Origin of the sequence: Pseudomonas brassicacearum (assembly GCF_009601685.2) — a bacterium.
Taxonomy (GTDB): domain Bacteria; phylum Pseudomonadota; class Gammaproteobacteria; order Pseudomonadales; family Pseudomonadaceae; genus Aquipseudomonas; species Aquipseudomonas kilonensis_B.
Map to the genome: position 1 here is coordinate 5,301,165 of NZ_CP045701.2, position 24,958 is coordinate 5,326,122.

At 61.4% G+C, this 24,958-nt stretch carries 21 protein-coding genes; 8 read left to right on the forward strand and 13 right to left on the reverse strand.

Annotation, left to right across the window (positions count from 1 at the left end; translation table 11 throughout):
- Positions 1–118 precede the first annotated feature (118 nt).
- On the forward strand, positions 119–670 hold the full coding sequence (locus tag GFU70_RS22855; RefSeq protein WP_058546720.1) for an NUDIX hydrolase: 552 nt from the start codon (positions 119–121) through the stop codon (positions 668–670).
- Positions 671–711: 41 nt separating this feature from the next.
- Positions 712–1,218, forward strand: coding sequence for a L,D-transpeptidase family protein (locus GFU70_RS22860; RefSeq protein ID WP_058546719.1), 507 nt, complete (start codon positions 712–714; stop codon positions 1,216–1,218).
- Positions 1,219–1,419: 201 nt separating this feature from the next.
- On the opposite strand, the gene GFU70_RS22865 is transcribed toward GFU70_RS22860, so the two are convergent.
- The 4 genes from GFU70_RS22865 to purL all read right to left on the reverse strand — a co-directional run bounded on the left by GFU70_RS22865 (position 1,420) and on the right by purL (position 7,091).
- Positions 1,420–1,779: a DUF6124 family protein gene (locus tag GFU70_RS22865; protein WP_058546718.1), complete on the reverse strand. Its 360-nt coding sequence runs from the start codon at positions 1,777–1,779 to the stop codon at positions 1,420–1,422.
- An 833-nt stretch (positions 1,780–2,612) separates the two neighbouring features.
- Positions 2,613–2,882 (reverse strand): hypothetical protein, encoded by a 270-nt coding sequence (locus GFU70_RS22870; protein WP_153388852.1) that lies wholly within the window; start codon positions 2,880–2,882, stop codon positions 2,613–2,615.
- The gene (locus tag GFU70_RS22875; protein ID WP_058544093.1) at positions 2,879–3,190 is read right to left on the reverse strand and encodes a YqfO family protein; all 312 of its coding nucleotides are present in this window, start codon (positions 3,188–3,190) and stop codon (positions 2,879–2,881) included. Before GFU70_RS22875 ends, GFU70_RS22870 begins: the two co-directional genes overlap by 4 nt.
- Positions 3,191–3,194: 4 nt before the next feature.
- Entirely contained in the window at positions 3,195–7,091 is a 3,897-nt protein-coding gene (purL, locus tag GFU70_RS22880) for a phosphoribosylformylglycinamidine synthase (protein WP_153388853.1), read from the reverse strand.
- Between the two features lie 289 nt (positions 7,092–7,380).
- On the opposite strand from purL, the gene mltF reads away from it, so the two are divergent.
- A complete protein-coding gene (mltF, locus tag GFU70_RS22885; RefSeq protein ID WP_081264466.1) occupies positions 7,381–8,841 on the forward strand; it encodes a membrane-bound lytic murein transglycosylase MltF in 1,461 nt (486 codons plus the stop codon).
- 73 nt (positions 8,842–8,914) lie between these two features.
- Here the strand turns inward: mltF and pdxJ are convergent, their stop codons facing one another.
- From pdxJ to lptF, 8 genes are all read right to left on the reverse strand, one after another.
- The gene (gene pdxJ / locus GFU70_RS22890; protein WP_058544095.1) at positions 8,915–9,658 is read right to left on the reverse strand and encodes a pyridoxine 5'-phosphate synthase; all 744 of its coding nucleotides are present in this window, start codon (positions 9,656–9,658) and stop codon (positions 8,915–8,917) included.
- Positions 9,659–9,707: 49 nt separating this feature from the next.
- On the reverse strand, positions 9,708–10,397 hold the full coding sequence (gene recO, locus GFU70_RS22895; RefSeq protein ID WP_058544096.1) for a DNA repair protein RecO: 690 nt from the start codon (positions 10,395–10,397) through the stop codon (positions 9,708–9,710).
- Between the two features lie 171 nt (positions 10,398–10,568).
- A complete protein-coding gene (gene era, locus GFU70_RS22900; RefSeq protein WP_058544097.1) occupies positions 10,569–11,471 on the reverse strand; it encodes a GTPase Era in 903 nt (300 codons plus the stop codon).
- Positions 11,464–12,153 carry a ribonuclease III gene (gene rnc, locus GFU70_RS22905; protein WP_057448995.1) on the reverse strand — a complete coding sequence of 230 codons (690 nt, stop codon included), beginning with the start codon at positions 12,151–12,153 and terminating at the stop codon, positions 11,464–11,466. Before rnc ends, era begins: the two co-directional genes overlap by 8 nt.
- A 184-nt stretch (positions 12,154–12,337) precedes the next feature.
- Positions 12,338–13,192 carry a signal peptidase I gene (gene lepB / locus GFU70_RS22910; RefSeq protein WP_058544098.1) on the reverse strand — a complete coding sequence of 285 codons (855 nt, stop codon included), beginning with the start codon at positions 13,190–13,192 and terminating at the stop codon, positions 12,338–12,340.
- A 5-nt stretch (positions 13,193–13,197) separates the two neighbouring features.
- Positions 13,198–14,997, reverse strand: a complete 1,800-nt coding sequence (gene lepA / locus GFU70_RS22915; RefSeq protein ID WP_058544099.1) for a translation elongation factor 4 — start codon at positions 14,995–14,997, stop codon at positions 13,198–13,200.
- A gap of 136 nt (positions 14,998–15,133) precedes the next feature.
- Entirely contained in the window at positions 15,134–16,195 is a 1,062-nt protein-coding gene (gene lptG / locus GFU70_RS22920) for an LPS export ABC transporter permease LptG (RefSeq protein WP_058544100.1), read from the reverse strand.
- The gene (lptF, locus tag GFU70_RS22925) at positions 16,188–17,309 is read right to left on the reverse strand and encodes an LPS export ABC transporter permease LptF (protein WP_058544101.1); all 1,122 of its coding nucleotides are present in this window, start codon (positions 17,307–17,309) and stop codon (positions 16,188–16,190) included. The genes lptG and lptF overlap by 8 nt, the downstream gene beginning before the upstream one ends.
- A gap of 315 nt (positions 17,310–17,624) precedes the next feature.
- Here lptF and GFU70_RS22930 point away from each other — a divergent pair, with 315 nt between their 5' ends.
- The 5 genes from GFU70_RS22930 to rlmF all read left to right on the forward strand — a co-directional run bounded on the left by GFU70_RS22930 (position 17,625) and on the right by rlmF (position 24,425).
- Entirely contained in the window at positions 17,625–19,115 is a 1,491-nt protein-coding gene (locus tag GFU70_RS22930) for a leucyl aminopeptidase (RefSeq protein WP_058544102.1), read from the forward strand.
- A gap of 60 nt (positions 19,116–19,175) precedes the next feature.
- On the forward strand, positions 19,176–19,604 hold the full coding sequence (locus tag GFU70_RS22935) for a DNA polymerase III subunit chi (RefSeq protein ID WP_058544103.1): 429 nt from the start codon (positions 19,176–19,178) through the stop codon (positions 19,602–19,604).
- An 8-nt stretch (positions 19,605–19,612) separates the two neighbouring features.
- Positions 19,613–19,978 carry a hypothetical protein gene (locus GFU70_RS22940; RefSeq protein ID WP_058544104.1) on the forward strand — a complete coding sequence of 122 codons (366 nt, stop codon included), beginning with the start codon at positions 19,613–19,615 and terminating at the stop codon, positions 19,976–19,978.
- Between the two features lie 288 nt (positions 19,979–20,266).
- Complete coding sequence (locus tag GFU70_RS22945; RefSeq protein WP_058544105.1) at positions 20,267–23,113, forward strand: valine--tRNA ligase; 2,847 nt, start codon at positions 20,267–20,269, stop codon at positions 23,111–23,113.
- A 265-nt stretch (positions 23,114–23,378) separates the two neighbouring features.
- Entirely contained in the window at positions 23,379–24,425 is a 1,047-nt protein-coding gene (gene rlmF, locus GFU70_RS22950) for a 23S rRNA (adenine(1618)-N(6))-methyltransferase RlmF (protein WP_153388854.1), read from the forward strand.
- A 150-nt stretch (positions 24,426–24,575) separates the two neighbouring features.
- On the opposite strand, the gene GFU70_RS22955 is transcribed toward rlmF, so the two are convergent.
- A complete protein-coding gene (locus GFU70_RS22955; protein WP_058544106.1) occupies positions 24,576–24,857 on the reverse strand; it encodes an HU family DNA-binding protein in 282 nt (93 codons plus the stop codon).
- Positions 24,858–24,958: the final 101 nt, after the last annotated feature.

Genomic DNA, 24,958 nt, shown 5'->3' on the forward strand with positions numbered 1-24,958 from the left:
GCATCATGCACCAATCGTTCAAGCGGCCCAACCCCCGCACCACGTCGTGTCGCGAAACGACAACTTGCCGACACCGGCCCGCGCCGCCAAGATAGGCACAGCATTCAGGAACCCAAGCATGAAATTCTGCAGCCAGTGCGGTAACCCGGTGACCCAGCGCATACCCGAAGGCGACTCGCGCCTGCGCTTCGTTTGCGACACCTGCCACACCATCCATTATCAGAACCCCAACATCGTGGCCGGTTGCGTACCGACCTGGGGCAGCAAAGTCCTGTTGTGCCGGCGCGCCATCGAGCCGCGGCGCGGTTACTGGACGCTGCCGGCAGGCTTCATGGAAAACGGCGAAACCATTGAACAGGCCGCCGAGCGCGAAACCGCCGAAGAAGCCTGCGCCCGGGTGCGAAATTTGAGCATCTATACGCTGATTGACGTACCGCATATCAGCCAGGTACATGTATTCTTTCGCGCCGAACTGGTGGATGAGGATTTTGCCGCCGGGCCCGAGAGCCTGGAGGTGAAATTGTTCGAAGAAGCGGACATTCCCTGGGATGAACTGGCTTTCCGCACGGTGGGCCGCACCCTGGAATATTTCTACGCGGACCGCCGGGCCGAAGATTACCCCGTGCGATCCGAGTCGATCCCACCGCTGGCCCAGCCAGCCAATACTTGAAAATCCAATATAGCTGCGACACCTCTAGGGATATCGTTTCAATGCGCTGGTTGCTTGTCCTGTTCTGCTTGTCGTTCACTGCTGTGTCCCAGGCCTCTGCGGTGGGAACCTACAACGGCAAGGTCATCGAAAAAGTGCTGGTGCTCAAGTCCGCCCATCAATTGCAATTGGTCAACGACGGCAAGCCGCTCAAGACCTATCGCATCTCCCTGGGCAGGGGTGCCAGAAAAGGCCCCAAGCTGATCGAGGGCGACAAGCGCACCCCCGAAGGTTTCTACTGGATCGACTGGCGCAAGACCAGCGACCGGTTCTACCTGTCGATGCACATTTCCTACCCCAACATCAGCGATGCCGCCCGCGCCCGCCGCGAAGGCGTTGAGCCGGGGGGCATGATCATGATCCACGGCACGCCGGACTCGCAGGAGAACCCTGAGCAGCTGTTCCATACGCTGGATTGGACCGACGGCTGCATCGCCATGCGCAATGTGGACATGCGTGAAGTCTGGAACCTGGTGCCGGATGGCACGATGATCGAAATCCGGCCGTAGCGCCTCCCCCTCCTGCGGCAGGAGCTTCTTGTGGCGAGGGAGTCCCCGCTGGGCTGCGCCTGTAGGAGCTGTCGAGTGCAACGAGGCTGCGATCTTGCCCCAGGCACTTGAGTCTCAAGCGAAAGATCAAAAGATCGCAGGCTTCGCCAGCTCCTACAGAGCCCCGCGCGAGATTGCTCCCTCACCACAGGTTACGTGGCATCAAGTCCGAAGCTCTACCCGGTCCAAGGCCTTGTTTGCCAACAACGTTCCCAGCTCGATCATCTGCGCCACGCCCAACGCCACATGCCGCCGCGAACCGTCCAAGTCAAACAGGAGGTCGCTAAGCACCGCATTGGCCGAGGCCAGGGTTTCGCTGAGGTTGGCTAGTAAGGTTTCGGTGTCAACGTTGTCCGATACGCTGAACAACTGCACCGAGGGTTGGGGGTCTGGTTCGCTGCCGTCGGGTTTGAGGTAATGGTCCATCGCGCGGTCGGCGGCTTCTTTCAGCATGTCGGGGGCGTAGTCGCCGTAGGGGAAGGTGGAGGCGGGTTTTGGCGGGTTGGGGGTTTCTTTGATCATTTAGAGCTCCTGATTCAATGGAGCCACCATTCTTCGCGGTCAAACAAAAAAGGGCAGCTGTACGCGGGTTGACCGACCGGGAATCAAGGCAAAACCGGCACGTCCGAAGACGTCCCACGCACAGCTGCCGCGACACGATACCTCAGACGAAAGAAAAACGCCTGAACTAGGTCTTGGAAACTCTGGCGCGTCTAGATTTCTCGGACGGTCAAATCCGGTCGCTGAATTGGCAGCGACATCCAAAGGCTAGAGCCCTCGCTTCCGAGGCACAACCTTAAAAACATGTCGGAAATTTCGGTGCGTCTGACAGACCGTCCACTTGATCATGGATGTTTCAGACAAAATTCCAGATAGGCTTTTTTGGATTGAATTGGGTACATATCCATTGCTGCGGTAACGGCGACTTAGGGTTCCGCCCTGACGGCGGCTCACTTTTGAGAAGCCCGGAAGCCGGCCCAGTCAAAAGTAAGCAAAACGCTCATGCCCCACCACTCGGCACCTCGCCTAGGCTCGGTGTGCCCTCACTCCGGCATTGAGGCGGCCTAACAGCCGACCTGGTTCTTGGTGGGACCGCGTTTCCCCGTGGGAGCAAAGCTTGCTCGCGATGAGGCCGGCACATTCAATATCCTCGTCGACAGCAATACCGCCATCGCGAGCAAGCTTTGCTCCCACACTCAATCTCCAGTGAACACAAAATTCATGTCCGACACAGAACCACTGTGGGAGCGGGCTTGCCCGCGAAGAGGCCAGCACATTCAATATCCTCGTCGACAGCAATACTGCCATCGCGAGCAAGCTTTGCTCCCACACTCAATCTCCAGTGAACACAAAATTCATGTCCAACACAGAACCACTGTGGGAGCGGGCTTACCCGCGAAGAGGCCAGCACATTCAATATCCTCGTCGACAGCAATACCGCCATCGCGAGCAAGCTTTGCTCCCACACTCAATCTCCAGTGAACACAAAATTCATGTCCAACACAGAACCATAAGCCGCCGTTACGCAAAAAACGGATATACACCCAAAACTCGCCCCCAATAAAAAACCCGCCAATCCACTCAGCGGGTTTTTCATTTAAGCGATTCAAGCGCAGGAAGATCAAAAATCCTCCAACCGCCACACCTCATACGCCGGCGTCTCATAGGGATGGCTGCGTTTCAAAGCCACCACCACCGCACGCATCAACTCATCGGCCACAACAAGCTCAACCTTCCATTCCTCGACCTGCTCAACCTGCCCCGCTTCGCCAATGAACGGCTGGCTGCCGTCCAAAGGGCGAAACTGGCCCAGGCCCAACACCTGCCAGGCGCAATGGTCATAGTCGCCGATTCGCCCACCACCGGCAGCGAATACGGCGCTTTTGACCACGTCCAGATGGCTGGCCGGAACGAAGAAGCAGAGCTTGTACACCGCCTTAGTTCACCCAGACGCGCGCGTTGCGGAACATGCGCATCCATGGCGCGTCTTCGTTCCAGTCGTCCGAACGCCAGGAGTTCTGCACCGCGCGGAATACACGCTCCGGGTGCGGCATCATGATCGTGACGCGGCCGTCGCGGCTGGTCAGGCCGGTGATCCCGCGCGGCGAGCCGTTCGGGTTGGCCGGGTAGGTTTCGGTGACCTTGCCATGGTTGTCGACGAAACGCAGCGACACACAACCGGACAAGTCGGCTTCGAGCAAGGCTTCTTCGCTTTCGAATTCGGCATGGCCTTCGCCGTGGGCGATGGCGATCGGCATGCGCGAACCGGCCATGCCCTGCAGGAAGATCGAGTTCGACTCCTGCACCTGGACCATCGCCACGCGCGCTTCGAACTGCTCGGAACGGTTACGCACGAAGTGCGGCCAGAACTCGCTGCCCGGGATCAGCTCGTGCAGGTTGGACATCATCTGGCAACCGTTGCACACGCCGAGGGTGAAGCTGTCGGTGCGTTCGAAGAAACCCTGGAACGCATCGCGAGCACGGCTGTTGAACAGCGCCGACTTGGCCCAGCCTTCACCGGCCCCGAGTACGTCGCCGTAGGAGAAACCGCCACAAGCGACCATGCCCTTGAAGTCGTTCAGGTCGACACGGCCGGCGAGAATATCGCTCATGTGCACGTCGATCGCGTTGAAACCGGCGCGGTCGAACGCCGCCGCCATTTCCACCTGGCCGTTGACGCCCTGCTCGCGCAGCACCGCCACTTGTGGGCGAATGCCTTTCTTGATGTAGGGCGCGGCGACATCGTGGTTGACGTCGTAGCTGAGCTTGGCGCTCAGGCCCGGGTTGTCTTCTTCCAGCAGCGCGTCGAATTCCTGCTCGGCGCAGTCGGCGTTGTCGCGCAGGCGCTGGATCTGGTAGCTGGTTTCCGCCCACTGGCGCTGCAACAGACGGCGCTGGCCCTCAAAGACGGTGTCGCCGTTGAAGGTGATGTTGATGTGGGCGTTGTTGATCGGCTGGCCGATCACCGAGACGCAGTCAGCCAGGCCGGCGGCGCTGAACTGGGCGAGGATATCCGGGGTAGCGTCCTGGCGAACCTGGATCACCGCACCCAACTCTTCGTTGAACAGGATGGCCGGGATTTCAGCCTTGGACTCGGCAACGCTGTCGAGGGTCAGGCTCAGGCCGCAGTGGCCGGCGAAGGCCATTTCCATCACGGTGGTCAGCAAACCGCCGTCGGAACGGTCGTGGTAGGCCAGCAGGTGACCGTCGGCGTTGAGGCCTTGGATGACGGCGAAGAACGCTTTCAGGTCTTCGGCATCGTCGACGTCTGGTGCTTGCGAGCCGAGCTTGCCGTGCACCTGGGCCAGGATCGAGGCGCCCATGCGGTTCTGGCCACGGCCCAGGTCGATCAGGATCAAGTCGGTGGTGCCCTTGTCCATGCGCAGTTGCGGGGTCAGGGTCTGGCGGATGTCGGTGACCGGGGCGAAGCCTGTCACGATCAGCGACAGCGGCGAGGTCACGCTCTTGTCCACGCCTTCGTCGTTCCAGCGCGTGGCCATGGACATGGAGTCCTTGCCCACCGGAATGGTGATACCCAGCTCAGGGCACAACTCCATGCCGACTGCCTTGACGGTGTCGTACAAACGGGCGTCTTCGCCCGGGTGACCGGCGGCGGACATCCAGTTGGCCGACAGCTTGATGTCGGAAATCTTGCCAATGCGCGAGGCCGCGATGTTGGTCAGGGTCTCGCCGATCGCCATGCGGCCCGACGCCGGGGCGTCCAGCAGTGCCAGCGGCGTGCGCTCGCCCATCGCCATGGCTTCACCGGTGTAGACGTCGAAGCTGGTGGCGGTCACGGCCACGTCAGCCACCGGCACTTGCCACGGGCCGACCATCTGGTCACGGGCCACAAGGCCGGTGATGGTGCGGTCGCCGATGGTGATCAGAAAGCTCTTGCTCGCCACGGCCGGGTGATGCAGCACGCGCTCGATGGACTCGGCGAGGTCAAGGGTCGACGGATCGAAATCGTCGCCCAGCTCCGCTTCGCGAACGGCCGAGCGGTGCATGCGCGGGGCCTTGCCCAGCAGCACTTCCAGCGGCATGTCCACCGGGCTGTTGCCGAAGTGGCTGTCGGTGACGGTCAGTTGCGGCTCGGCGGTGGCTTCACCCACTACCGCAAACGGGCAACGCTCACGCTCGCAAATGGCCTTGAAGCGCTCGAAGTCCGCCGGTCCGACCGCCAGGACGTAACGCTCCTGGGATTCGTTGCTCCAGATTTCGTGCGGGGCCATGCCCGGCTCGTCGTTCGGAATGTTGCGCAGTTCGAAGCGGCCACCGCGGCCACCGTCGTTGACCAGTTCCGGGAAGGCGTTGGACAGGCCGCCCGCGCCGACGTCGTGGATGAAGCTGATGGGGTTGTGTTCACCCAACTGCCAGCAACGGTCGATGACTTCCTGGCAACGGCGTTCCATTTCCGGGTTTTCCCGCTGGACCGAAGCAAAGTCCAGGTCCGCCGAGCTGGTGCCGGTGGCCATGGAGGAAGCGGCACCGCCGCCCAGGCCGATCAGCATGGCCGGGCCACCGAGGACGATCAGCTTGGAGCCGACCAGGATCTCGCCTTTCTGCACGTGTTCGGCGCGGATGTTGCCCATACCGCCCGCGAGCATGATCGGCTTGTGGTAACCACGGACTTCTTCACCACGCGGGGTGGTGATGGACTGTTCGAAGGTACGGAAGTAGCCGGTCAGGGCCGGACGGCCGAATTCGTTGTTGAACGCCGCGCCCCCCAGGGGACCTTCGATCATGATGTCCAGGGCGTTGACGATGCGCTCAGGCTTGCCGTAAGGCTTTTCCCACGGCTGTTCGAAGCCCGGGATCTGCAGGTTCGACACGGTGAAGCCGGTCAGGCCGGCCTTGGGCTTGGCACCGCGGCCGGTGGCGCCTTCGTCGCGGATCTCGCCACCGGAACCGGTGGAGGCGCCCGGGAACGGTGCAATCGCGGTCGGGTGGTTGTGGGTCTCGACCTTCATGAGGATGTGCACCGGTTCCTGGACCGCACCGTACTGGCGGGTCTCAGGGTTCGGGTAGAAACGCCCGGCAACGTTGCCGACGATCACCGCCGCGTTGTCCTTGTAGGCCGACAACACACCTTCGTTGTGCATCTGGTAGGTGTTTTTGATCATGCCGAACAGGCTTTTTTCCTGGCTCTGGCCATCAATGTCCCAACTGGCGTTGAAGATCTTGTGGCGGCAGTGCTCGGAGTTGGCCTGGGCGAACATCATCAATTCGATGTCGTGGGGGTTGCGCTTCAAGCCCTGGAAGGCGTTGACCAGGTAGTCGATCTCGTCTTCGGCCAGGGCCAGGCCCAGTTCGGTGTTGGCTTGTTCCAGCGCGGCACGGCCGCCGCCCAGTACGTCGATGGCGGTCAGTGGCTTGGGTTCGGCATGGCTGAAGAGGCCGGCGGCCTGCTCCAGGTTGCCCAGCACGACCTGGGTCATGCGGTCATGCAGGCCGTCAGCGATCAGTTGGGCCTCGGCCTCGCTGAACTCACCGGCGACATAAAAGGCAATACCGCGCTCCAGGCGCTGGATTTTCGCCAGGCCACAGTTGCGGGCAATGTCGCTGGCCTTGCTCGACCACGGCGAAATGGTGCCGAAACGCGGCAGTACCAGGAACAGGCGACCGGCCGGCTCCTGGACAGGAACACTGGGACCGTACTTCAGAAGGCGCGCGAGCACCTGCTGTTCGTCGCCGGTCAAACCGCCGGTGACTTCGGCGAAGTGAGCGAATTCAGCATACAAGCCACTGACAGCCGGAACCTTTTGGCTCAGTTGCTCAAGGAGTTTGCTGTGGCGAAAGGCAGAAAGGGCAGGAGCGCCGCGCAGGATCAACATCTTCGGGACAGCCTCGGGAAGGGGGTGTGCTTTGAGGCCGTGCATTCTAGCCTAAACCGCCGGCAACGGCACCCGAAACGGTACGCGCAGTGCTGGCCGAATGTCGGTCTTTGCGCCCACGGCGGTATTGGACACCCGCGCCAATGCTCCCGAAGAGATATTTTTCAGCGACGCAAAGCCCTGCGCCCCCCCGGCCGGCCGGTGTTGCGGACATGTTTTGCAATGGCTAGCAGACTGGCCTTTTGCTGTCGAGATATGGCGGTAGGGGCCGTTTGCGTATACTGCGCAGATGTTTTCCCCAACGGCTTTGCGTCCGCGGTATGCCAGATGGCTGATCGCAACCGGACTCTTCCTGGTGCTCGGTGGTTGTGTTGAGAAACCCAACACACTGGAGCGCGTAAAGGAGGATGGCGTGCTGCGGGTGGTTACCCGAAACAGCCCCGCCACCTACTTTCAGGATCGCAATGGTGAAACCGGCTTCGAATACGAGCTGGTGAAGCGCTTCGCCGACGATTTGGGCGTGGAGCTGAAGATCGAGACCGCCGACAACCTCGACGATCTGTTCAACCAGATCGGCAAGCCCAATGGTCCGGTATTGGCGGCGGCGGGCCTGGTCAGCAGCGAACAGCGCAAGAAGCAAGTGCGGTTTTCCCGCTCCTACCTGGAAGTCACCCCGCAAATCATCTACCGCAACGGCCAATCACGCCCCACCGACGCGGCGGCCCTGGCGGGCAAGAAGATCATGGTGCTCAAGGGCAGCACTCACGCGGAACAACTGGCACAGTTGAAACAGCAGTATCCGGGCATCGAATACGAAGAGTCCGACGCAGTCGAGGTTGTCGACCTGCTGCGCATGGTGGACGAGGGCCAGATCGACCTGACGCTGGTGGACTCCAACGAAGTGGCGATGAACCAGGTGTACTTCCCCAACGTGCGCGTGGCGTTCGACCTGGGCGATGCCCGTAGCCAGAGTTGGGCAGTCGGCCCCGGTGAAGACAACAGCCTGCTCAACGAGATCAACAGCTACCTGGACAAGGTGCAGAAGAACGGCACCCTGCAGCGCCTCAAAGACCGTTATTACGGGCACGTCGACGTCCTTGGCTACATGGGCGCCACCACGTTCGCCCAACACTTGCAGCAACGACTGCCCAAATACGAACACCATTTCAAGGCCTACGCCAAGAAAGAGAAAGTCGACTGGCGCCTGCTGGCCGCGATCGGCTATCAGGAATCGCTGTGGCAACCGACGGTCACGTCCAAGACCGGCGTGCGCGGCCTGATGATGCTGACCCAGAACACCGCCCAGGCCATGGGTGTGTCCAACCGCCTGGATCCCAAGCAAAGCATCATGGGCGGTGCCAAGTACCTGGCCTACGTAAAGGAGCAGTTGGACGAAAGCATCGAGGAACCCGACCGCACCTGGTTCGCCCTTGCCGCCTATAACGTGGGCGGCGGCCACCTGGACGACGCCCGCAAACTGGCGGCCAAGGAAGGGCTGAACCCGAACAAGTGGCTGGATGTGAAGAAAATCCTGCCGCGCCTGTCCCAGAAACGGTGGTACAGCAAGACCCGCTATGGCTACGCCCGGGGCGGCGAGCCGGTGCATTTCGTGGCGAACATCCGTCGCTACTACGACATCCTGACCTGGGTGACGCAGCCGCAGCTCGAAGGCAACCAAGTGGCCGAGGGCAACCTGCACGTACCGGGTGTCGACAAGAGCAAGCCGAGCCAGGAGTCCCCGCAGCTCTGACAGCCAGACACAACCCTTAATGTGGACGGGTCTGTGGGAGCAAAGCTTGCTCCCGCAGGATGTGGTGGTAGGGTCAGGATTTAGCGGCAGCCAGGATCAGCGCTTTCATTTCCGCCACAGCCGACTTGAACCCGACGAACAACGCATGGGCCACCAGCGCGTGACCGATGTTCAGTTCGTTGATGCCCTTGATCGCCGCGACAGCCTCGACGTTATGGTAGTGCAAGCCATGGCCGGCGTTGACGATCAGGCCCTTGGCCAGGCCGAAGGCAACGCCGTCAGCTACGCGCTGCAGCTCATCGGCCACATCCGTGGGGGTCTCGGCATCGGCGTAACGGCCCGTGTGCAGTTCGATGGCGGGCGCGCCGACCCGCTTGGACGCCTCGATCTGCCGTTCGTCGGCATCAATGAACAGCGACACCTCGGCGCCGATCTTCGACAGGCGCTCCACTGCCAAGCTGATCCGCGCCTCCTGCCCCGCTACGTCGAGGCCGCCTTCGGTGGTCAGTTCCTGACGCGTCTCCGGCACCAGGCAGATGTGCGCCGGGCGGATGAGCTCGGCGAACGCCATCATTTCTTCGGTCACGCCCATTTCGAAGTTCATGCGGGTTTGCAGCACGTCCTTGAGCAGCAGCACGTCGCGCTCCTGGATGTGACGACGGTCTTCACGCAAGTGCACAGTGATGCCGTCGGCGCCCGCCTCCTCCGCGTCCAGTGCGGCCTTGACCGGATCCGGGTAACGCGTACCGCGGGCCTGGCGCAGGGTGGCGACATGGTCGATGTTCACGCCGAGAAGAATGCGATTGCTGGTGCTCACGAAAAGGCTCCTGAATGGACGAATAGTCGGCCCACAGCATACGGGTTGATCAGGGCTTGCGAAACAGCTCGCGACTGACCAGTGGCCGCCCGCCCAGATGCACAGCCAGGGCCTGGCGCATCAACCGCTTGGCTGCCGACAAGGCACCTGGCGCACTCCAGTCGGCCTCGGCCATGGCCAGCAGCTCCGCACCGTTGAACAACCCTGGTTGCAACAGGTAGACCTGCTCCAGGCCGGCATCCACCTGCAAGCGGTAAAGACCGTCCGCCGCGATGGGTTCGCCATGCAGGTCGGTATTCAGCGCGAAGCCATAGCCCAGGTCATCCAGCAGCCGCCATTCGAACGAGCGCAGCAGCGGCTCCAGCGGACGGCCTTCAGCCAGGGCCAGCAGCGTGGCGGCGTAGTGGTCGAATACGGCCGGGTGGGGATCTTCGGCGGGCAGCAGGCGGATCAGCAGTTCATTGAGGTACAAGCCGCTGAACAGCGCCTCACCGTTGAGCCACGCCGCGACGCCATTGCTTTCCATGCGCCCGACATTTTTCAACTCGCCTCGGCCACGGAACTCGACTTCCAGCGGCACGAATGGCCGCGCCAGCGTCCCTGCCTTGCCCCGCGCCCCACGCAACACCGCCCGCAGCCGCCCTTGCGGCGTGAGGAAGTCCACCAGGGCGCTGCTTTCGCGGTAGGCGCGGCTGTGGAGGACGTAGGCGGGTTGGCCGATGGGTTGGGTGGGGGACATGGAAATCAAAGTTCTCAATGGACGAGCAGAGTTTTTAAACAGCCCCAAACCAATGTGGGAGCGAGCTTGCTCGCGATGGCGGACTGTCAGTCAACATCCATGTTGAATATCAGGCCCTCATCGCGAGCAAGCTCGCTCCCACAATGTTTCTTGGTACATCCAGTCAGGTAATCAGAGGTCGCCGTAGCCCAACGAACGCAACGCCCGCTCGTCGTCGGACCAGCCGCCCTTCACCTTGACCCACAGGTTGAGCATGATCTTGGAGTCGAACAGCAGCTCCATGTCCTTGCGCGCCTCGGTGCCGATGCGCTTGATGCGCTCGCCCTTGTCGCCAATGATGATTTTCTTCTGGCCGTCACGTTCGACGAGGATCAATGCATGAATGTGCAGGGTCTTCCCCTGTTGCTTGAACTCTTCGATTTCGACCGTGATCTGGTAAGGCAGCTCGGCGCCCATCTGACGCATGATTTTTTCACGCACCAGCTCGGCGGCGAGGAAACGGCTGCTGCGGTCGGTGATCTGGTCTTCGGGGAAGAAATGATCGTTTTCCGGCAGGTGTTCGGCAATCACTCGCTCAAGCGCCTCGAGGTTGTGGCCGTGCTGGGCAGAGATCGGGATGATCTGGGCATTCGGCAACTGTTCCTGCAACCAGGTCAGGTGCGGCATCAGTTCAGCCTTGTCTTCGATGCGATCAGTCTTGTTCAGCGCCACGATCAAGGGACCTGTCACGTACTGGACGCGTTCGAGGACCATCTGGTCTTCTTCGGTCCACTTGGTGCGGTCGACCACGAAGATCACCACGTCGACGTCTTTCAACGCCGCCGAGGCGGTCTTGTTCATGTAGCGATTCAGGGCCTTTTCGCCGCCCTTGTGCATGCCTGGGGTGTCAACGTAGATCGCCTGCACGGCGCCTTCGGTCTTGATGCCCAGCATGTTGTGGCGGGTGGTCTGGGGCTTGCGCGAGGTGATCGCCAGCTTTTGACCCAGGATGTGGTTCAGCAGCGTGGACTTGCCCACGTTCGGCCGACCGACAATGGCGACATAGCCGCAGCGGGTGACGGTTGTATCAGTCATTGCCATTCTCCACACCCAGGGCAATCAGTGCTGCGGCGGCCGCTACCTGTTCGGCAATGCGACGGCTCACACCCTGACCCCGGCTTTTTTCATTCAATAGGACAACTTCGCATTCGACGAAGAAGGTACGGCAATGCGGCTCACCCTGGATATCCACGACTTCGTAGCGCGGTAGCTCGCAACTGCGCGATTGCAGGAATTCCTGCAAACGGGTCTTCGGGTCTTTGTTGGTGTCCACCAGCGTCAGGCTGTCGATCTCGGACGTCAGCCAGGCCAGCACGCGTTCGCGCGCCATTTCCATGCCTGAATCCAGGTAGATCGCGCCAATCAGCGCTTCCAGGGCATCGGCCAGGATCGACTCGCGACGGAAACCGCCGCTTTTCAACTCACCGGAGCCCAGGCGCAGGTAGTCGCCCAGGTCGAAACCACGGGCCAGTACGGCCAGGGTCTCACCTTTTACCAAGCGCGCGCGTAAACGCGACAACTGGCCTTCGCGGGCCAACGGGAAACGCTCGAAAAGCGCCTCACCGGCCACGAAGTTGAGGATGGCATCACCGAGGAATTCGAGGCGTTCGTTGTTGCGCCCGGCAAAACTGCGGTGAGTGAGGGCCAGGAGCATCAGATCCTGGTCCTTGAAGGTGTAGCCGAGCTGACGCTCGAGACGGCTTAGAGAAACGCTCACGGTTTACCCACGCTGAGTTCGTGGCTGGATTCCACCGCCACGGCGGCAAGGCGCCGTTGGCTTGGGACAATTAACGCTGTGTTCAAAAATGACGTCCTGACTATCGTTGGCTTCATGCCTTCGGGCAACCTTGTGCGGGCTCCAGAAAAGCATTCGGCGCTGTGTTCAACAGCGCCGTGTGTGATTACTTGATCAGGCCAACCCGCGAGAAATTCGGCAGGTGACTGAGTTTGGGTTCCGGCCAGCTCATCCAGACCGCAAAGGCCTTGCCGACGATGTTGCGGTCCGGGACCATGCCCAGCAGATTCTTGGGAATGTTCGGATCATCCCAGTACCGGCTGTCATTGGAGTTGTCGCGGTTGTCGCCCATCATGAAGTAGTGGCCCGCCGGCACGGTCCACGAATGGTCCGGTGCTGCGCGGTAGCGGCTCATTTCCTTGCGGATCAGGTGCTCGGCCTTGCCGAGTTTTTCCTGGTAGAGCTCGGCGCTGCCCAGTGTGCCCGGCTCGGAGCCGATCAGCTGTTCGGCCACCGATTCGCCATTGACGAACAGGCGCTTGTCGGCGGAGTAGCGGATCGTGTCGCCCGGCAGGCCAACGACACGCTTGATGTAGTTGACGCTCGGGTCGCTCGGGAAGCGGAACACCATGACATCGCCGCGTTGCGGGTCACCCACCTCGATGACCTTCTTGTCGATCACCGGCAGGCGGATCCCGTAGGAGAACTTGTTCACCAGGATGAAATCGCCCACGTCCAGGGTCGGCTTCATCGAGCCGGACGGGATCTGGAACGGCTCCACCAGGAACGAGCGCAGTACCAGCACGATGAACAGCACCGGGAAGAACGACTTGCCGTATTCGACCAGCAGCGGTTCCTTGTTGAGCTTTTCGACCACCACACCATCAGGCTGGCTGACGCTGCCCTGATAAGAGGCGATGGCCGCCCGGCGCCGAGGCGCCAGGAACAACAGATCAAGCAACGCCAACAGGCCGCAGACAAATACGGCGATAACCAGCAACAGCGGGAAATTTAGCGACATAGGACCTAACTATCCAACCTGAGCACCGCAAGGAAGGCTTCCTGTGGAATTTCCACGTTACCAACCTGCTTCATGCGTTTTTTACCGGCCTTCTGCTTTTCCAACAGCTTGCGCTTACGGCTGACGTCGCCGCCGTAGCATTTGGCCAATACGTTCTTTCTGAGCGCCTTGACGGTTGTACGCGCCACAATCTGCCCGCCAATGGCGGCCTGGATTGCCACATCGAACATCTGCCGCGGAATCAGTTCCTTCATCTTCTCGGTCAATGCACGACCTTTGTAGTGCGCGTTGTCACGGTGCACGATCAAGGCCAGGGCATCGACTTTCTCACCGTTGATCAGCACATCCAACTTCACCAGATTAGCCGATTGGTAACGATCGAAATGATAGTCCAGCGAAGCATAGCCGCGACTGGTGGATTTAAGGCGGTCGAAGAAGTCCAGCACCACTTCGTTCATCGGCAGGTCGTAGGTCACCTGGACCTGCGTGCCGAGGAACAGCATGTCGTGCTGCACACCGCGTTTCTCGATACACAGGGTAATGACGTTACCCAGGTGCTCCTGAGGCACAAGGATGTTGGCCCGCACGATCGGTTCGCGCATATCCTCGATGGCCGACAGGTCCGGCAGCTTGGACGGGTTGTCGACGTAGAGGGTCTCGCCGTTCTTGAGCAGCAGCTCGAAAATAACCGTCGGCGCCGTGGTGATCAGGTCCAGGTCGTACTCGCGCTCCAGGCGCTCCTGGATGATTTCCATGTGCAACATGCCCAGGAACCCGCAACGGAAGCCGAAGCCCAGGGCATCGGAGCTTTCCGGGGTGTACTGCAGGGACGAGTCGTTCAGGGTCAGCTTTTGCAGGGCTTCGCGGAAATCCTCGAAGTCGTCCGAGCTGACCGGGAACAGGCCGGCATAGACTTGCGGCTGGATACGTTTGAAACCTGGCAGCACATCGACGTCGGGGGTGGAGCTCAAGGTCAGGGTGTCGCCGACCGGCGCCCCGTGGATGTCCTTGATGCCGGCGATGATGAAGCCCACTTCACCGGCCTTCAGGTCTACGGTAGCGGTGTGTTTCGGGTTGAATACACCGACGCTGTCCACCAGGTGGATCTTGCCGGTGGACTTGACCAGGATCTTGTCGCCCTTCTTCACGCGGCCATGGCGCACGCGAACCAGGGACACCACGCCCAGGTAGTTGTCGAACCAGGAGTCGATGATCAACGCTTGCAGCGGATCTTCGATGTTGCCGGTCGGCGCGGGAATGGTCGTGACCAGGCGTTCGAGCACTTCATCCACGCCCAGGCCGGTCTTGGCACTGCAGGTGACCGCGTCGGTGGCGTCAATGCCGATGATTTTCTCGATTTCTTCCTTCACGCGGTCCGGATCGGCCTGGGGCAGGTCGATCTTGTTCAGCACCGGCATGACTTCCAGGCCCTGCTCGATGGCCGTGTAGCAGTTGGCAACCGACTGGGCTTCGACACCCTGGCCGGCGTCGACCACCAGCAGCGCACCTTCACAGGCCGCCAGCGACCGGCTGACTTCATAGGTGAAGTCGACGTGCCCTGGGGTATCGATGAAGTTCAGCTGGTAGGTGATGCCGTCGCGGGCCTTGTAGTAGAGGGTAACGCTGTGGGCCTTGATGGTGATCCCGCGTTCACGCTCCAGGTCCATGGAGTCCAGTACCTGGGCTTCCATTTCACGCTCGGCCAGGCCGCCGCACATCTGGATGAAGCGATCGGCCAGCGTCGACTTGCCATGGTCAATGTGGGCGATGATGGAGAAATTGCGGATATGACTCAAATCACTCACGGATCAACACTCAAAAAGGCTGCAGGCATAGCCCGCCGAAAAATAGCCGGGAATTGTACCTGATACACCGCGCGAGTGGGAGCAAAGCTTGCTCCCCCACAGCCTTGCTCCCACAGCCCCCTTGCGACAGGTGCGATCAACCCGCCCGACGCAACAGCCAGAGCCCGGCCAACGCGCAGACACCGGCCGGCACCAGCACCGCAAACAGCGGCGAGAAGCCGAACACCAGGCTCGACGGCCCCAGCAGATCCTGGGCAATGCGGAAAGTGAAGCCCACCAGCACGCCGGTAAACACCCGCTGGCCAAGGGTCACCGAACGCAGCGGACCGAAAATGAAGGAAATGGCCATCAACACCAAGGCGGCGGTGACCAACGGTTGCAACACCTTGACCCAAAACGCCAGCCAGTAGCGGCCGTTATTCAAGCCCTGGTCCGCCAGGTAGTGGATATACCCCCACAAGCCGGTAATCGACAGGGATTCAGGTGCCATCACCACAGTGCTGAGCAGCTGCGGGCTGATCGACACATCCCAGCGTTCCTGTGGCGCGGCGACCACCTCGGTACGCTTGTCATGGAACACAGTGGTGGTGACGTCATTGAGTTGCCAGTGATCCTCGGCGAATTTGGCGCGCTTGGCGAAGCTCGACGAGAGCATGTGCCGCTGGTCGTCGAAGCGATAACGGGTCACGCCGTACAGAATGCCGTTGGGCTGGACCGAGTTGATATGGATGAATTCATCGCCCTGGCGGTGCCACAGGCCGTGCTTGGCGCTTTGCGCATCGCCACCGCCCTGGGCCAGGGAACGGTTGGCCTGGGCAGTATTTTCGGTGGCAGGGGCAATGTATTCGCCGATCAACACACCCACCAGCATCAGCACCAACATGGGCTTCATCACCGCCCAGACGATCCGACCAATGGACACGCCGGCGGCGCGCATGATGGTCAGTTCGCTGTTGCTGGCCAGGCTGCCCAGGCCGATCAGGCAGCCGATCAACGCGGCCATTGGCAGCATGTCGTACAGACGCCGGGGGGCGGTCAGCAGCACGTAGCTCGCCACGTCCATCAAGGTATAGGTGTCGCTGACGTCGCTCATTTCATCGATGAAGGCAAACAGGGTCGCCAGGCCGAGAATGATCCCCAGCACCGCAAGGATCGCCATGAACACGCTGCTGCCGATGTAGCGATCGAGCTTAACCACGGGCCACCTCCAGCGCGCTGCGGCGACTGGCCAGCTTCAGGCGTAGCGGCTCCCAATAGAGCAGCCCCAGGCCGATGGCCAGGAAGATCGAGTGCACCCACCACAGGCCCAGGGCTGGCGGGATCTTGCCTTTCTCCAACGCACTGCGGGCGGAAATCAGGATGGTCAGGTAAGCCATATACAGAAGAATCGCCGGCAGCAGTTTGAGGAAACGCCCCTGGCGCGGGTTGACCCGCGACAGCGGGACCGCCATGAGGGTCACGATGAACACCAGCAGCGGCAAGGACAGGCGCCATTGCAGCTCGGTACGGGCACGAATGTCCTTGTTGCCCAGCAGGCTGGCGGTGGACATCGCGTCACGGTCAGTGACTTCGTCGCTGACCTCGGGCTTGGGCAACAGCACGCCATAGGTGTCGTACTTGATGGCCCGGTAATCGGCCTGCCCCGGCTTGCCGTCATAGCGATAGCCGTTTTCCAGGATCAGGTAGCGATTGCCGTCGGGGTTGATTTCCTGCCGGCCCTTCTCGGCCACCAGCACAGAAATGCCACGGTCTTTCTTGGTATCCGAAGACAGGTTCTTTTGTGTAATGAAGACGCCGCCCAGGTCGATCCGATCGTCCGAGAGCCGTTCGGTGTAGGTCACGCGCGTACCGTCGCGCAGGGCCTGGAAGCGCCCTGGCACCAGGGTGTCGAACTCGGTCATGGCGTCCTGCTGGTTGATCAGCAGTTGGAACTGGGTGGCGCCCTGGGGTGCCAGGCTCAGGCTCAGCCAGGCCACCACCAGTGCCACCAACGTGGCCGGGAACAGCGTCATGCGAAACAGGCGCTGCTGGCTCATGCCAGTGGCCGACAGCACGGTCATTTCGCTGTCCAGGTACAAGCGCCCGTAAGCCAGCAGGATGCCGAGGAACAACCCCAGCGGCAGGATCAATTGCAAGAAGCCCGGCAGGCGGAACCCCATGATCAGGAACAGCGAGCCCGGGTCCAGGGCGCCGGAGGCCGCCTGGGCGAGGTATTTGATGAAGCGCCCGCTCATGATGATGACCAGCAGCACGGCGCTGACGGCGCTCAGGGTCAGCAGGACTTCACGGGATAAATAACGGAAGACGATCAAACCAGACACTCCAGGATTGTCAGGCTAAGGCGGCCAAACAAGAAACGTATCGAGCCAGCTCATGCAACGAGCCGCCAAAAAAAGAGCCGCATTATCCTGTGATTGGAGGCGCCTGTCACTGCGCACGCTTTAAGCACACGCTTCACAAGGTCAAAAAGTTAACGGCTACCAGGGTTGTCAGGCTCGGCCGCCGGGGTTCAAACTGCGGCCTTTGTCGTCGGCACGTACCGGCGCTTCTCTTATATAGAAGACAGCTGCTCAGCGCGCCACTGTCTCGGCGCCTGGCCTCTTGACCATTGACTCAGGGATCCGGACATGGAACTGGTTGTAAAAAGCGTCAGCCCAGAAACGTTGAAAACCGCCACACTGGTAGTTGCCGTCGGTGAAGACCGCAAGCTCGGCGTGGTCGCCACCCAGCTCGATACCCTGAGCGGTGGGGCCATCAGTGCCGTGCTCAAGCGCGGCGACCTGGCCGGCAAAGTCGGCCAGAGCCTGTTGCTGCACAACCTGCCCAACCTCAAGGCCGAGCGCGTGCTGCTGGTGGGCGTGGGCAAGGACGCTGAGCTGGGCGACCGTCCGTTGCGTAAAATCATTGCCGGCGTGCTGGGCACCCTCAAGGGCCTTGGCGGCGCTGATGCCGCCCTGGCGTTGGACGAGTTGGTGATCAAGGGCCGCGACAGCTACGGCAAGAACCGCCTGCTGGCCGAAACCCTGGTGGACGGCGAATACCAGTTCGACCAGTTCAAGAGCCAGAAAGCCGAGCCCCGCGCCCTGAAAAAAATCACCCTGCTGACCATCAAGGCCGCCCAGGCTGAAGTCCAGCGTGCCGTGACCCACGCCACCGCGATTGCCAACGGCATGGCGTTCACACGCAACCTGGGCAACCTGCCGCCGAACATCTGCCACCCGACGTTCCTCGGCGAACAAGCCAAGGCATTGGGCAAGGAGTTCAAGGGCCTGAAGGTCGAAGTCTTCGACGAGAAGAAGATCAAGGACCTGGGCATGGGTTCGTTCTATGCCGTCGGCCAGGGCAGCGCCCAGCCACCACGCCTGATCGTGATGCAGTACAACGGAGGCAAGAAATCCGAGAAGCCGTACGCACTGGTCGGCAAGGGCATCACCTTCGACACCGGCGGCATCAGCCTCAAGCCGGGTGCCGGCATGGATGAGATGAAGTACGACATGGGCGGCGCCGCGAGCGTGTTCGGCACCCTGCGCGCCGTGCTCGAACTGCAACTGCCGATCAACCTGGTGTGCATCCTGGCCTGCGCCGAGAACATGCCCAGCGGTAACGCCTCGCGGCCGGGTGACATCGTCACCACCATGAGCGGCCAGACCGTGGAAATCCTCAACACCGACGCCGAAGGCCGCCTGGTGCTGTGTGATGCCCTCACCTACTCCGAGCGTTTCAAGCCCCAAGCGGTGATCGACATCGCAACCCTGACCGGTGCCTGCATCGTCGCCCTCGGCTCCCACACCTCGGGCCTGCTGGGCAACAACGACGAACTGATCGGCCAACTGCTCAGCGCCGGCCAGCAAGCCGACGACCGCGCCTGGCAGCTGCCACTGTTCGACGAGTACCAGGAACAACTGGACAGCCCGTTCGCCGACATCGCCAACATCGGCGGCCCGAAAGCCGGGACCATCACCGCGGCCTGCTTCCTGTCGCGCTTTACCAAGAACCTGAACTGGGCGCACCTGGACATCGCCGGCACGGCGTGGACCAGCGGCGGCAAGGACAAGGGCGCCACCGGTCGTCCGGTGCCCCTGCTGACCCAGTACCTGCTGGACCGCGCCAAGGCCTGACACCAATGACCGTCGCTGGCGTTGCCTTCGGGTGGCGTCATCGGCGGCTCAGGAACCGCAATGACCAAAGTCGATTTCTATATCCTGCCCAGCGCCGATCCGTCGGCGCGGCTGGATTTCGCCTGCAAGCTCGTCGAAAAGGCCTGGCGCATGGGGCACCGCATCTACCTGCATTGCAGCGATGCCGCCCAGCGTGAAGACCTGGACGCACGCCTGTGGGCTTTCAAGGGCGAGAGCTTCGTGCCCCACGGCCCGGCCGAAAACGAACCCGAAGGGTTGATCGTGCTGGGGCTGGGGGACGACTGCGGCCAGCACCAGGATCTGCTGGTCAACCTCGACCTGAAAGTACCGGCCTTTGCCCCGCGCTTCGCCCGTGTGGCGGAAGTGGTGGTCGAAGACCCGGTCATCCGACAAGCCGCGCGGGAGAGTTTCCGTTTCTACCGCGAACAGGGCTATCCTCTGCAAGACCACCGTTTACAGCGACTCTGAGCCCTACGATGGACACTCCAAAACCGCCACAAAAGCCCGCGCATCTGTTGGATGACCTCGAGTCGATCCGCCAACTGCTCGGCGACGACAACCTGCAACCGCCGCTGCTGACCGACACGGTCGTGCACGAGCCGGTGCATGACGAACAGATCCCCCTGCTGTTCGAGCCGATCAACGGCCAGCCCGAACCCAAGCCTGCCGCCAATACCGAAGCCAAGGGCCCCGACGCCCTGCTGCACCTGGACCGCGAACTACGCGCTGCCGCACAGTTGATCATGCAAGACGTCATCGACGACTTCGCCCCCCACATCGAGACCGAGATCAAACGCCGGCTGGATGCGCGGATGGAGCGGCTGCTCAGTCAGTACGAATAACCCGGTTCATATATGTTTTAGTGGCTCGGGCGCCTGCTCCGGCCGGACACGATGTAGGAGCTGTCGAGTGCAACGAGGCTGCGATCTTGTCCCGGACAATTGAGTCCTAAGCGAAAACCGAAAAGATCAAGATCAAGATCAAAAGATCGCAGCCTTCGGCAGCTCCTACAGTGCCTGGCGCGAGCAAGCGCCCTCGCCACAGGGACTTGTTGCGGCTCGCCCTGCGTCCTTCGCCCCGCTATACTTCCCGGCTTTTCCTGAATAAATGCCAATAGGGTCCCGCCGCGCATGGATAAGACCTACCAGCCGCACGCCATTGAAACTTCCTGGTACAACACCTGGGAGTCCGAGAATTATTTCGCTCCGCAAGGCGCGGGCGATTCCTACACCATCATGATCCCGCCGCCGAACGTCACCGGCAGCCTGCACATGGGCCACGGTTTCAACAACGCGATCATGGATGCCCTGATCCGCTTCCGGCGCATGCAAGGTCGCAACACCTTGTGGCAGCCGGGCACCGACCACGCCGGTATCGCCACGCAGATGCTGGTGGAGCGCCGCCTCGAAGCCCAGGGCCAGAGTCGCCATGACCTGGGCCGCGAGAAATTCCTCGAGAAAGTCTGGGAATGGAAAGACGAGTCCGGGGGCAACATCAGCCGCCAGATCCGTCGCCTCGGCTCGTCCGTGGACTGGAGTCGCGAGCGCTTCACCATGGACGACGGTCTTTCGGAAGCGGTGAAGGAAGCCTTCGTGCGCCTGCATGAAGACGGGCTGATCTATCGCGGCAAGCGCCTGGTCAACTGGGACACCAAGTTGCACACGGCCATTTCCGACCTCGAAGTGGAGAACCACGACGAGAAAGGTTTCCTGTGGAACCTGAAGTACCCGCTGGCCGACGGCGCCAAGACCGCCGAAGGCAAGGATTACCTGATCGTCGCCACCACGCGTCCGGAAACCATGCTGGGCGACGCCGCCGTGGCGGTGAACCCGAACGATGAGCGCTACCAGGCCCTGATTGGCAAATTCGTCGAACTGCCCCTGGTTGGCCGTCGCATCCCGATCATCGGTGACGACTACTGCGACCCCGAATTCGGCACCGGCTGCGTGAAAATCACCCCGGCCCACGACTTCAACGACTACGAAGTCGGCAAGCGCCACAACCTGCCGCTGCTGAACATCTTCGACAAGAACGCCAACGTCTTGCCGGCGGCCCAGGTGTTCAACCTCGACGGCACGCTGAACGACAGCATCGATGGCCAGATCCCGGCCGAATACGCCGGCCTCGACCGCTTCGAAGCGCGCAAACAGATCGTCGCGGCGTTCGATGCCGCCGGCCTGCTGGTCAGCGTCGACGATCACGCCCTGAAAGTCCCGAAAGGCGACCGCTCCGGCACCATCATCGAGCCGTGGTTGACCGACCAGTGGTACGTGTCCACCAAGCCGCTGGCCGAGCCTGCGATTGCCGCTGTCGAAGACGGCCGCATCCAGTTCGTGCCCAAGCAATACGAAAACATGTACTTCTCGTGGATGCGCGACATCCAGGATTGGTGCATCAGCCGTCAACTGTGGTGGGGCCATCGCATCCCGGCCTGGTACGACGAGTCGGGCAAAGTCTATGTCGGCCGTGATGAAGCCGAAGTCCGCGCCAAGCACAACCTCGGCCCGGACGTTGCCCTGGCGCAGGACAACGACGTCCTCGACACCTGGTTCAGTTCCGGCCTGTGGACCTTCTCCACCCTGGGCTGGCCGCAGCAGACCGAGTTCCTGAAGAAATTCCACTCCACCGACGTACTGGTCACCGGCTTCGACATCATTTTCTTCTGGGTCGCCCGGATGATCATGCTGACCATGCACCTGGTGAAGAACGAAGACGGCACGCCGCAAGTGCCGTTCAAGACCGTCTATGTCCACGGCCTGGTGCGCGACGGCCAGGGCCAGAAGATGTCCAAGTCCAAGGGCAACGTCCTCGACCCGCTGGACATCATCGACGGCATCGACCTGGAAACCCTGGTGCAGAAACGCACTTCCGGCCTGATGCAGCCGAAACTGGCGAAGAAGATCGAAAAAGCCACCCGCGAAGAATTCGCCGAGGGCATCGCCAGCTACGGCACCGACGCCCTGCGCTTCACCTTCTGCTCGCTGGCGTCCACCGGTCGCGACATCAAGTTCGACATGGGCCGCGTCGAAGGCTATCGCAACTTCTGCAACAAGATCTGGAACGCCGCGCGCTACGTGCTCGATAAAGGCGAAGACTGCGGCCAGAACGGCGAAGCCTTTGAGCTGAGCCTGGCCGATCGCTGGATCATTTCGCAGTTGCAACGCACCGAGGCCGAGGTAACTCGCCAGCTCGATCAGTTCCGTTTCGACCTGGCCGCGCAAGCCTTGTACGAGTTCATCTGGAACCAGTATTGCGACTGGTACCTGGAGCTGTCCAAGCCTGTGCTGTGGGACGAAAACGCCCCGGTCGAACGCCAGCGCGGCACCCGTCGCACCCTGGTGCGCGTGCTGGAAGTGGCCCTGCGCCTGGCGCATCCATTCATGCCGTTCATCACCGAGGAAATCTGGCAGCGCATCGCACCGCTGGCAGGCGTCCAAGGCAAGACGATCATGCTGCAACCGTGGCCGGTGGCCAACGAAACCCGCATCGATCCGGCGGCCGAAGACGACATCGAGTGGCTCAAGACCTTCATGCTGGGCCTGCGTAACATCCGCGCCGAAATGAACATCGGCCCGGGCAAGCCTCTGACCCTGTTCCTGAAAAACGCCAGCGCCGAAGACCTGCGCCGCCTCAACGAAAACGAGCCACTGCTCAAGAAACTGGCGAAGCTCGAATCGGTGACGGTCCTGGCAGCCGGCGAAGAAGCGCCACTGTCGGCCACCGCCCTGGTTGGCGAGATGGAAGTGCTGGTGCCAATGGCCGGCCTGATCGACAAGGCCGCCGAACTGGCGCGTCTGGACAAGGAAATCCTGCGCCTCAAAGGCGAAGTGCAGCGGGTCGGCGGCAAACTGTCCAACGCCGGCTTCGTCGACAAGGCGCCGGCCGAAGTCATCGAGAAGGAACGGGCCAAACTGGCCGAGGCGGAACAGGCCTTGGGCAAGCTGGCCGAGCAGCATGAGCGGATTGCCAGCCTGTAACGGCGGTTCGCAATGAAAAAGGAGGTCCAGTTGGACCTCCTTTTTCATGCCTGTCACTTTCTTGCGAACACTGAACAACTATTGTGGGAGCGAGCTTGCTAGCGATGACGGCAGTACATTCAACATGGGGGCAAGCTGACGCACCGCTATCGCGAGCAAGCTCGCTCCCACAGTAGATCGCGCCGATCGTTGCAGTTGGGTTCGCAGGGGCTGGATGTGGGACAATGCCCGCCACTTTTTGAGCCATCCCCGAATCGACTCGCCCATGACCGCCCCCCGCACACCCAAACCTGCCCGCCAGAAGCCCAAGTCCGCCCCGCCGGCCAAAGCCGTGGCACCGCGCGAGAAAGCCAGCCTGCATCCGCGCAACCGCCACCAGGGCCGCTATGACTTCCCAGCGTTGATCAAGAGCACGCCGGAACTGGCGAAGTTCGTGATCATCAACCCCTATGGCAAGGAAAGCATCGACTTCGCCAGCCCCGAAGCCGTACGGGTGTTCAACCGGGCGCTGCTTAAATCCTTCTATGGCATCGCTCATTGGGACATTCCGACCGATTACCTGTGCCCTCCAGTGCCAGGGCGTGCGGACTATGTGCATTTCCTCGCCGATTTGCTCGCCAGCCACAACGCTGGTGAAATTCCCCGCGGGGCGGCGGTCAAGGTGCTGGACATTGGCACCGGCGCCAACTGCGTCTATCCGCTGATCGGCTACAGCGACTACCGCTGGCACTTCCTGGGCTCGGAGATCGACCCGACGGCCATCGCCTCGGCCAAGGCCATCGTCCAGTCCAATGGCTTGAACAAGGCCATCCAGTTGCGCCAGCAAGCCAACCGCAAGCAGATTCTCCTAGGCCTGCTGGAAGACGGCGAACGGTTCGACCTGACGATGTGCAACCCGCCGTTCCATGCCTCCCTGGAGGAAGCCACCAAGGGCAGCCAGCGCAAGTGGCGGGCACTGGGCAAGGCCGATCCGAAGCGCAAGCTGCCGGTGCTGAATTTCGGCGGTCAAGCTGCGGAGTTGTGGTGCGAGGGTGGGGAAGCCCGATTCGTGACGCAACTGATCGGCGAAAGCGCACAACTGGCCGGGCAAGTGCTGTGGTTCAGCACCCTGGTGTCGAAGGCGTCGAACCTGCCAGCGATTCAAGCCGCACTGAAAAAGGCCGGGGCGCTGCACAGTCAGGTGGTGGAGATGTCCCAGGGCCAGAAACAGAGTCGTTTCGTGGCCTGGACCTTCCAGACCGAGGCGCAGCAGCAGGCCTGGCGCCAGGCCCGCTGGATTCGCAAGGATCAGAAAGACACGGCTCCACTGTAGGAGCTGTCGAGCGAAGCGAGGCTGCGATCTTTTGATCTTTCGCTCGAGATTCAACTGCCAGGGGAAAGATCGCAGCCTACGGGGCGGTTTCCAAGGCAATAAAAAACCGTGCCCGGATCGCTCCGAGGCACGGTTTTTTTTACAGCGGTCTTACTTGTTGACCGCGTCGGTCAGGCCTTTGGCCACAACCAGCTTGATCACTTTCTTGGCTGCGATTTCGATGGCAGCGCCAGTCGAAGGGTTGCGGCCGGTACGGGCAGGACGCTCGGTGACTTTCAGCTTGCCAACGCCTGGCAGAGTGATTTCGCCGCCATTTTCCAGCTGATCGGCAACGACTTGGCCCAGTTGGTCCAGCAGAGCACGCACGGTAGCTTTTGGTGCGTCTACAGATTCAGCCAAATCAGCGATCAGTTGGTCTTTAGTAAGAGCCATGTAGTGTTCCTTCCCTATCAAATTCATATGGATTGCAGAGTGCAGTGTCAGCCATCGAGCCCGATCTCTGTTGATCAGGCACCCTCGGCAATCACCGCGAC

What these genes read in the sequence shown, in the direction of transcription:
- GFU70_RS22855 (WP_058546720.1), top strand. Translation starts at nt 119, where the DNA reads ATGAAATTCTGCAGCCAGTGCGGTAACCCGGTGACCCAGCGCATACCC.
- GFU70_RS22860 (WP_058546719.1), top strand. Translation starts at nt 712, where the DNA reads ATGCGCTGGTTGCTTGTCCTGTTCTGCTTGTCGTTCACTGCTGTGTCC.
- GFU70_RS22865 (WP_058546718.1), bottom strand. Translation starts at nt 1,779, where the DNA reads ATGATCAAAGAAACCCCCAACCCGCCAAAACCCGCCTCCACCTTCCCC.
- purL (WP_153388853.1), bottom strand. Translation starts at nt 7,091, where the DNA reads ATGTTGATCCTGCGCGGCGCTCCTGCCCTTTCTGCCTTTCGCCACAGC.
- mltF (WP_081264466.1), top strand. Translation starts at nt 7,381, where the DNA reads ATGTTTTCCCCAACGGCTTTGCGTCCGCGGTATGCCAGATGGCTGATC.
- recO (WP_058544096.1), bottom strand. Translation starts at nt 10,397, where the DNA reads ATGTCCCCCACCCAACCCATCGGCCAACCCGCCTACGTCCTCCACAGC.
- era (WP_058544097.1), bottom strand. Translation starts at nt 11,471, where the DNA reads ATGACTGATACAACCGTCACCCGCTGCGGCTATGTCGCCATTGTCGGT.
- lepB (WP_058544098.1), bottom strand. Translation starts at nt 13,192, where the DNA reads ATGTCGCTAAATTTCCCGCTGTTGCTGGTTATCGCCGTATTTGTCTGC.
- GFU70_RS22930 (WP_058544102.1), top strand. Translation starts at nt 17,625, where the DNA reads ATGGAACTGGTTGTAAAAAGCGTCAGCCCAGAAACGTTGAAAACCGCC.
- GFU70_RS22935 (WP_058544103.1), top strand. Translation starts at nt 19,176, where the DNA reads ATGACCAAAGTCGATTTCTATATCCTGCCCAGCGCCGATCCGTCGGCG.
- GFU70_RS22940 (WP_058544104.1), top strand. Translation starts at nt 19,613, where the DNA reads ATGGACACTCCAAAACCGCCACAAAAGCCCGCGCATCTGTTGGATGAC.
- GFU70_RS22945 (WP_058544105.1), top strand. Translation starts at nt 20,267, where the DNA reads ATGGATAAGACCTACCAGCCGCACGCCATTGAAACTTCCTGGTACAAC.
- rlmF (WP_153388854.1), top strand. Translation starts at nt 23,379, where the DNA reads ATGACCGCCCCCCGCACACCCAAACCTGCCCGCCAGAAGCCCAAGTCC.
- GFU70_RS22955 (WP_058544106.1), bottom strand. Translation starts at nt 24,857, where the DNA reads ATGGCTCTTACTAAAGACCAACTGATCGCTGATTTGGCTGAATCTGTA.